Below are 8,870 nucleotides of genomic sequence, written 5' to 3' on the forward strand. Positions count from 1 at the left end.
AGCCATTAAGCTAACTTGTACTAATTACCCGTGAGGCTTAACCATACAACGCCAAACGCGTTTTATGTGATAGTGAAACAAGCGAAGAAGTTAATAGACTAAAGTAGATTACTGAAAACTTTTATTATCAGAAATTCCAAATTTTAGTTAGTGCGTAGCGATACGGACTGACACCAAATTTGCTTGGTGACAATAGCGTTTTGGACCCACCTGACCCCATGCCGAACTCAGTAGTGAAACGAAACAGCGCCGATGATAGTGTAGCATTTGTTATGTGAAAGTAGGACATTACCAGGCTCCAAATACAAGAAAGCCCGATTCGAAAGAGTCGGGCTTTTTTACGTCTGCAGGAAAGTGAAATAGCTATAGGGTCTTAGGCTGTAAAAATTTCACCTCTAATTTAAATAAAGTGTCTAACCACTTCATTGTGCTCAAAGAGCATCCTTATAAAGGATATTGACTGACTTGTTACTTACTGTAACTATAAGCGTGTTTATTAGGTTGTAGTAAAGGAATAAGTTGTATGGCAACGGCGCAGATAGTGATCATTGAAGACGAAAAAGCAATTGCAGACACCTTGATCCATACGCTCGAGATGGATGGCTTTAGCGTCGTTTGGTTCGATACCGCAGGGGCTGGTCTTAGTTATATTAAAGCTACACAGATAGATTTACTGATTTTAGATGTTGGTTTACCTGATGCAAATGGTTTTGAGCTATGTAAGCAAGTTCGCGAATTTTCTTCTTTACCCATCATTTTCTTAACGGCGCGCAACGATGAAATCGATCGCGTTGTTGGATTAGAGATTGGCGCAGACGACTATGTCACTAAACCCTTTAGCCCTCGAGAAATGCTTGCTCGCGTTAAACTTCGTTTAAAGCCTTATGCTGTCAGAGAAACACAAATAAATACTTCTACTGAGCAATCAGGTCTGTACAGTAATAATTTTGATTACTACTTCAATAACACCCCGTTAAATTTAACGGCTTTAGAGTTTAAATTGCTTGATAAGCTAGTGTTATCCCCTAAGCAGGTATTCTCTCGAGAGCAACTGCTATCATCAGCACAATTATGCCAAGACAGTGTATACAGCCGCAATGTTGATAGCCATATCAAAGCCATTAGAAATAAATTACGCGCTGTATGTCATGAGCCCATGATTCATACTAAGCGAGGCTTTGGTTATTTTTATGAACCTATTTAAACGCTCCACGCATTCATTAGCTCGCTTAAAGCGTTGGCCTAAAATCCCGCTTGGGCTGAGATTGTTTTTGCTTTATTTTATCCTCGTGATACTAACGACTTACTTAGTTAGTTCAACGGTTATGCGCGAGATTAAGCCCACAGTTCGTCAGGTTACCGAGGAAACCTTGGTTGATATGGCTAATTTGCTTGCAGTGATGGCGCGAGATGATTTAGCTCGTGGTACGCTGTCACAAAGCCACTTTACTAATGTGGTTAACTCGTATGGCAGCAGGCAACCAAATGCAAAAATCTGGGGGGTAAATAAACAAGGGACAAATCACCGTATATATATTACGGATGCTGCGGGAATCGTTGTTGTTGATTCTTGGCAGCAAGATATAGGAAAAGATTTTTCACAATGGAATGATGTTTATCTCACATTACGGGGAGAGTACGGTGCTCGCTCGACCGCAACTGCTCAAGATGACCCACTTTCAACCGTCATGCATGTTGCTGCGCCCATAATCGATAATGGTAATATTATTGGGTCAGTCACTGTGGCTAAGCCCAATCGCTCTGTACAACCTTTTATAAACATGTCTAAGTACCGTGTATTAAGTTGGTTAGTCGTGATGAGTATTTTGGCATTAATGGTTGGAGCATTGATTGCCTGGCGAATCAATGGTGCCTTGTATAAGCTGGCAAACTATGCGGATAAAATGGGGCGAGGTGAAAAAGCATCTAAACCAAGGTTTAGGGTTTTCTATGAATATAGCTTGTTAAGTGATGCGCTAGAAAAAATGCGCAATCAGTTAGATGGCAAACGTTACGTTGAGCATTATGTTCAAACACTAACTCATGAATTAAAAAGCCCTCTATCTGCAATTAAAGGTGCAAGCGAGATTTTACAGTCTCCCCTAAGTACAGATAAAAAACAGTTATTTGCAAATAATATTGAGTCTGAAACAGTGAGAATGCAGCAGCTAATAGATAAGCTGCTTACGCTTACCAAATTAGAGCAGCTTCCTGAACTTGAACAGCGAAAGAAGGTGTTTGTAAAACCTTTATTTGAAGCAATTAAAGATTCTTTTATTGCCAGAACCACAACGCAAAATGTACAAGTAGTAATTAGCTGCGACACTAGCAGTGTGTGTTTAGGAGACGTATTTCTAATTCAACAAGCGCTATACAATATTTTTGATAACGCATTGGACTTTATCAACGAGGGGGGGGGAGATTCACATTCAGGTAATACAAGAGCCATCCTATGTTCAAATCTATATTGATAACACGGGGCCTTGTATCCCAGATTATGCCCTTGAACGCATCACAGAACGGTTTTATTCACTCCCTAGAGCCAATGGTAAAAAAAGCACTGGATTAGGCCTAAACTTCGTTGAGCAGGTCGTTAAATTACATAAAGGGCAGCTCAACATAAAAAATACTAAAAATGGCGTCCGTGTTCATATAAATATGCCTACTCCATAAAAGCTCCATCTAAGCACCTCAGTAAATCCATATAGCTTCGTTACTCTATGCTTATGTAATAGATGGAGTACATAACAGTGAAACAAAAAATAGAAACCAAACTGATCATAATAATAGGGCTTATCGTGTTGTTATTGATCCCTATCTTTATGATCCAAAATCTAATTGATGAGCGATCAGAGTTGCAGCAGCAAGTTCAGGCTGATATAGCTAAGAGTAGCAGTGATGAACAGCAGGTTATTGGCCCATTTATTCATGCTCAGTACCTAGAAACTGTTACGGTTGATGGTAAAACGAGCGAGCAATTGATGAATATGACGCTTTTACCTGAATCGCTCAATGTCAGTAGTAATCTAGCAACATTTGAAAAGTACCGTGGTATTTATAAAGCGTTGTTATATCGTTCACAGAACCAATTTGAAGGACGGTTTAAAACAAGTGCATTAGCTGTCTTAGCGGACAAAAAGATAAAACGCCTCAACCTTATTTTAGCCATTTCTGATATCCGAGGGATAGGACAAGGATCACACATTAATGTTAACGAGCGAAGTTATGAACTACTCCCCGGTACCCAGCTAGATCAGTTACCACAAGGGATTCGTGTAGAGCTTGATTATAAAACCATTCTCAAAAGTGAGGTACTGCCGTATCAAATAGGCTTAAACCTGCAAGGTATGCGTCAACTTTCATTTGCACCGGTTGGTAAAAACAGCTCATTGACAATGCAAGCCGATTGGCCACACCCAAGTTTTGTAGGGGATTACCTGCCTATCGAGTCATCAATTTCGGCACAGGACTTTTCTGCGAGTTGGCAAACCAATTACTTTGCGACCAATTTAAAAGAGCTATTTAACCAATGTTTATTTCGTAATGAGTGCACCTTGTTCAAGCAACGTAACATGGGAGTTAATTTAGTCGATAGTGTTAATCACTACCTTAAAAATTATCGAGCAAGTAATTATGCCATCTTGGTTATTGTACTTATTTTTGCGAGTTTCTTTTTGCTCGAGGTACTGCGTGATGAGCCTATACACCCTGTACAGTATGGTTTTGTCGGGCTTGCTTTAGCGGTATTTTATTTACTACTGATTTCACTTAGTGAGCACTTGGGCTTTAATATTGCGTATTTATTATCGGCGCTTGCATCAGCAATTCTATTGAGTGTTTATGTTGCGGGTATGCTTAAAAATAGCAAGCATGGAGGGCTATTCTTATGTGGGGTGTTATTTCTCTATAGTCTTTTATACGGATTACTCAGTGCAGAGGATTACGCATTATTAATGGGCAGTGTACTGGTGTTCGTGGTACTCAGTTTAATAATGATGTTGACGCGCAGAGTAAACTGGTACGGCAGGCAAGCGCAAGACGATGAAACAAACTAAAACCACCTAATTGAAAGGGGCTGACAGCTTTGCCAGCCCCTTTCAATTAGCTATTAGATAAAAACACCGTTAACTTCTCACCTATTTGCAAACGATCTCGCGACAGGTTATTCCATTGTTTTAGCTTAGTAATGCTGACGTTGTAGCGTTTGGCTATTTTCCATAAACTTTCGCCTGACTTTACTAAGTGTTCTACCTGTTGATCTGCTAGCATCGGCAGTATTAATTTCTTACCTGCGCGGATGCGATCAGTCTTCAAATTATTAAACGCTTTTAGCTGTTTAACGCTGATTGCATAACGTTTTGCAATCACGCTTAAACTATCCCCCGGTTGAATTGTGTAATGCTGCCATTGGCTGTAATCGTTTTCTTTTTGATTAGCCAACATACTCTTAAATTCGGCTTGTTTACTCGCTGGCACAACAATGTGAGGTGCATCAATGACCGCAGGAAAGCGGATAACGCCATAGTTTAACCCCTCTAATGACCGCCATTCTTCTTGGTTATCTAAAATAACTGCACCAGAGACGGGTAAGGCTACTATAGTCTGTTGATTGCTGATGGGTGGAAAGACCATTTTATTACTTTTTAAAAGTTGTGCCGCAGCTAGTAATTTTGGCACGTACTGACTGGTTTGTTTGGGCAGTTTTAAGTTGAAAAAATCAGTGGGTTTGCCTTGTTTTTTATTATTACTAATTGCTCTAAGTACACGGCCTTCACCTAAGTTATAAGCTGCTATTGCATGATACCAATCACCATCAAAGCGCTTGTACAAGTACTCCATAAAATCCAGCGCTGCGCGAGTGCTATCAATAACATCTTGTCGGCCATCATACCAAGGGGATATTTGCACTTTAAAATATTTAGCAATGGCAGGCGTTAATTGCCAAAGTCCAGATGCATGCTTGTGCGAATAGGCACTGGCATCAAAGTCACTTTCAATTAGCGGCATTAATGCTAATTCTATGGGTAAGCTCCGCTTTTCAACCTCTGTGACTATATAATAAAGGTAAGGCTCAGCACGGCGACTGATTTCATCCATGTAATTTGGGTGAGATAAATACCATGCAATGCGTTGTTGTACATCTGGGTGGCTAGAATTGGCAAATGTAAGCTGCGCTCGGATGCGTTGCCACACATCATCGAGTTTCTGAGGACTTAAGGGAGCTATTTGCTCAATATTTTCGTTTTGTTCTTTAACAACAATATTTGGGTTAGCTTTAATATCAGGTTGTGAAGAGGGCTGTTCGGGTGTGGTTTCACAGCCGGATAAAATAAATACTAATGGCAAAATGCGGATAAATCGATTTGAGAACACGTACTACACTACTCCGAAAATATAAATGCGGCTAACCTAAAGCAGGTTAGCTTAACATAGCGTGAGTTAAGAATGACTTGTAGTTGAATTTAACAGTTCCTTAAATTGATCTTTATAGCGACGCGATAAGTTAAGTATTTTTCCTGTTGTAAGTTTTACTTCACTATCTCCACTTGCTAATGGCGTGATTGATTCAACCGCGTCTAACCTAACCGCATGAGAACGGTGAATGCGGCAAAATCCTTGTGGTTCTAACTGAGTTATAAGTTGTGTCATGGTTGCACGAAAAGGGTAAATTCGAGCGCCAATATGTAGATTTACATAATTGCCATTTGATTCAAGCCAATCTACTTCTGCTACGCGAACAATAAATTCTTTTCCCAGCTTTTTTACCAGTAGCCTGTCTAAGTTTACATGTTCAGCAGTATCTTCGCCTTGACTGATCGGGGCTGCTTCACCTGTTAATTGGCTCACGACATATTGATAGGTTTTAATAACAACAATCAAAAATAAGAATCCCCACAAATCTTTGCGGTATTCATAAAGTAACTCAAACCATACTAACCCAAAGTCATATTGCATACCCTGCACGGTGTAAATGAGTTTGCGGATAGCGACCATAATACCAATATGTAATAACGAAAAAGCAATGCTCGCTACTAAGTACAGTAATATTGAATGAGAGATTTTTTGCCAATTAAAGGGCTTAGCTTTTAATAACCAAACTAAAGCCGGAAACAACAATAAAGTGCCAATAGCACTCGAGTATTCCCACACAAAGGGCTCCCAGATCATAAAAGGAAGTGCGCCATCACGTTGGGCTTCCATAATATTTGAGCTGGCATTAATCGTGTTGTTTATAAAAATATAACTAGATAAAAATAATGCCGCATACCATCTCTGGTAGCGCTGAAAGTGCGATAAAGTGATCATTATTATTGTAACTCTTTAAAAGACCGCAATTAGACTAGCAAGAGAGTGATAAAACACCAAGTTTATATCATCCCTGATATCCACCGCTTATCCCTATTGACTGTTTTATAAGCCTTTTGTGATTGCTTAACACAATGTGTTGTCCATAGTTGTTATTAATTAATCGTAAGTTAAATCTTCTATGAATCTTAAAATAGTCATTAAAAATACAACACGTACGCTATTAAAACCTTGGTTAAATGTGTTTAACCAAGGTGAAGAGTTACCATCTCGCCGTTATGATTTAGATTGGCTGAGAGTACTTGCATTTGGTTTATTAATTTTTTACCACACCGGTATGTTATACAGTGAAAATTGGGGCTTTCATTTTAAAAGTCAGTACTTATCCAGCGGTATTGAAAACATCATGCTTTTATTGTCGCCATGGCGGATGGGATTAATTTGGTTTATTTCAGGTGTGGCGCTGCGCTTTATTGTTGCGCGCTTTAGTCTAGGTATGTTTTTAACTACGCGAAGTGTAAAAATATTACTGCCTTTATTGTTTGGCATTTGGTTTATTGTGCCTATTCAGCTTTATGCGCAAATGAGCCAAGAAGCCAGTTTAGCTATGGGCTTTTGGCAGTTTTACAGCCAGTTTTTTGATTTAACCAACCCTTTATTCGAGCGCTATCAAGCAGGGATTTGGCCTCATGTCGATGTGAATCACCTTTGGTACTTACGTTCGTTATGGCAATTTACTTTATTGCTGGTGCTAGCAATGCCGCTGCTTCATCACGCTACTGTGCATACAATAATCACGCGTTTATGTGGGCGCTCGTTATTTACAGTTTTTATTGTATTGCTATTGCCGCTGTGTATTTTAAAACTGAGCTGGCCGAGTGATACTTTTCGATACCCCATGGGCGCGCTGTTCTTACTTTATGGTTACTTGCTTGCTTGGCAGCCTACATTTTATAGCCAGCTACTTCGCTATTGGCGAGTATTATTCGTGGTATTTACGTTAGGTTATATAGTTGTTGTGCTGTGTTATAACACGATTTGGCAAAACCCTGCTGCTAGCCAATGGCAAATTACCAGTATGGATATGCTGTATACTGCGCAACGATTAATGGGCGTGTTGTTAATGCTGGCACTAGCACAACATTTTTTGAATCACGATCACCCTAAACTGGCTTTATTAAACGGTGCAGTATTCCCTTTTTATCTATTGCATCAAAGTGTGATTATTGGCCTTGCGTTTTATTTGTCGAAGCTGCAATTAGGTGGTTTTGTGGAGCCATTACTTATACTCAGCCTCACTTTCATTATTTGTTGGCTGGTGTTTATTGTTGCGCGCCGTATCGACTTATTAAGCCCACTGTTAGGAATTAAAGTCACAGGTAAATATAAAGCATGGCAAGTTAGAGCTGGCTTTTATTGCGGACTTATATTGGTAAGCCCGGTGATCTTTAGGTTGATTTAGCATCAAAAATATAACTTAGAATATTTTATAAATGGTTGGTTTTAGGTGGTATGTGCTACAAAACTCGGTTAGATTAAAAGATTACTATGTGGTTATAACTACAACCTTGGCAAAGCAAATTTATTTTAGGGATGATTAATGCGTTTTTTCTTATTTGTATTTTTATGGGGCTTGACTAGCACAGCTTTTGCTACAACATCACCTAATTCAACGCCTGTAAATTCTGCTCCTATTATAGCTAATACGCAAAATAGCCAAGATTTGATGTATCAGCAACTGTTTAGTATGCAAAGCCAACTAGTTCGACTAGATGAAAAGCTACAGCAACAAAAATCACTCGGTAATGATTTTAAGACCTTAGAAGCCGCGCAGCAAGCACTCAAAGCTCAACTTGCTAACTTACAAACTAAACTCGAAACGCAAGAAAAGCTGCAAACTAATCAAATGAATGGAGTTGATGGACGGATTTCTGACATAGCAAGTAATACTAATATGTGGGGAATGGCATTTACCATTTTTGGTTTGATTATCACGGTTGCAGCAGTAGGGCTCGGCTTTAACGCAAAAAACAGAGCTGTATACGAAGCCAAGCAGGCTGCTAATACAGCCTCAGAAAGTCATATGGAAAAATGGTTATTAGATAATAAAGGTAAATTAATTTCAGAGACCAAAGTTGAGCTTGAAAAGGTGAGCCTTGAGCTAAAAGAGCGAGCCGAAAAGTTAGCAACAGAAGCGAGTGCTGCACTAAATAAAATTGAGCGTGATCTAATAGAAGAAAGTAAAAGAATTATTACTTCAAATAAAGGGGAAACAGGTAAAGGTTTAAGTAAACACAGCAAATCTCCTACAAGGGCTTCAGCTAAAAATTGGTTTAAAGTTGGTTTAAGTGCATTTGAAAAGAATGAATATGATGAGGCGTTAAAAGCTTGGGCAAAAGTATTGCAGTTATTAGATCAAAAAGAAGAGCCCGAACTTTATGCTGTCACACTGATGAACCAAGGTATTACTCATGGAAGACTAGCCAAGCCAGATGACGAGCTCAACAGCTATGAAGCTTTGATTGAACAGTTCAAAGACTCATCGAATGAAGAGATTCAAATTC

7 protein-coding genes, 1 rRNA gene and 1 pseudogene are annotated in these 8,870 nt (G+C 39.3%); 7 read left to right on the forward strand and 2 right to left on the reverse strand.

Annotated elements, in window-relative coordinates:
• The first annotated feature begins 182 nt into the window (after positions 1–182).
• The 5 genes from rrf (at position 183) to creD (ending at position 4,055) form a co-directional block, all read left to right on the forward strand.
• Positions 183–297: ribosomal RNA gene (gene rrf / locus CWB77_RS16135) — 5S ribosomal RNA — on the forward strand.
• Between the two features lie 226 nt (positions 298–523).
• Positions 524–1,204, forward strand: coding sequence for a response regulator (locus tag CWB77_RS16140; RefSeq protein ID WP_010392155.1), 681 nt, complete (start codon positions 524–526; stop codon positions 1,202–1,204).
• Positions 1,191–2,471, forward strand: a complete 1,281-nt coding sequence (gene creC / locus CWB77_RS16145) for a two-component system sensor histidine kinase CreC (RefSeq protein WP_249931443.1) — start codon at positions 1,191–1,193, stop codon at positions 2,469–2,471. The genes CWB77_RS16140 and creC overlap by 14 nt, the downstream gene beginning before the upstream one ends.
• Positions 2,383–2,673: an ATP-binding protein gene (locus tag CWB77_RS18625; protein WP_249931444.1), complete on the forward strand. Its 291-nt coding sequence runs from the start codon at positions 2,383–2,385 to the stop codon at positions 2,671–2,673. The genes creC and CWB77_RS18625 overlap by 89 nt, the downstream gene beginning before the upstream one ends.
• 77 nt (positions 2,674–2,750) lie before the next feature.
• Complete coding sequence (gene creD / locus CWB77_RS16150) at positions 2,751–4,055, forward strand: cell envelope integrity protein CreD (RefSeq protein ID WP_138623599.1); 1,305 nt, start codon at positions 2,751–2,753, stop codon at positions 4,053–4,055.
• A gap of 46 nt (positions 4,056–4,101) precedes the next feature.
• Here the strand turns inward: creD and CWB77_RS16155 are convergent, their stop codons facing one another.
• The gene (locus tag CWB77_RS16155; protein WP_138623601.1) at positions 4,102–5,373 is read right to left on the reverse strand and encodes a LysM peptidoglycan-binding domain-containing protein; all 1,272 of its coding nucleotides are present in this window, start codon (positions 5,371–5,373) and stop codon (positions 4,102–4,104) included.
• A gap of 66 nt (positions 5,374–5,439) precedes the next feature.
• Positions 5,440–6,303: a LytR/AlgR family response regulator transcription factor gene (locus tag CWB77_RS16160; RefSeq protein WP_028834743.1), complete on the reverse strand. Its 864-nt coding sequence runs from the start codon at positions 6,301–6,303 to the stop codon at positions 5,440–5,442.
• A 184-nt stretch (positions 6,304–6,487) separates the two neighbouring features.
• Between CWB77_RS16160 and CWB77_RS16165 the strand changes: the two genes are divergently transcribed.
• On the forward strand, positions 6,488–7,768 hold the full coding sequence (locus tag CWB77_RS16165; RefSeq protein WP_138623603.1) for an acyltransferase family protein: 1,281 nt from the start codon (positions 6,488–6,490) through the stop codon (positions 7,766–7,768).
• Positions 7,769–7,906: 138 nt separating this feature from the next.
• Positions 7,907–8,870 (forward strand): annotated as a pseudogene (locus tag CWB77_RS16170) (tetratricopeptide repeat protein); the annotation flags it as partial.

The sequence above is a fragment of the Pseudoalteromonas sp. S1610 genome (assembly GCF_005887465.1).
Lineage (GTDB): Bacteria > Pseudomonadota > Gammaproteobacteria > Enterobacterales > Alteromonadaceae > Pseudoalteromonas > Pseudoalteromonas undina.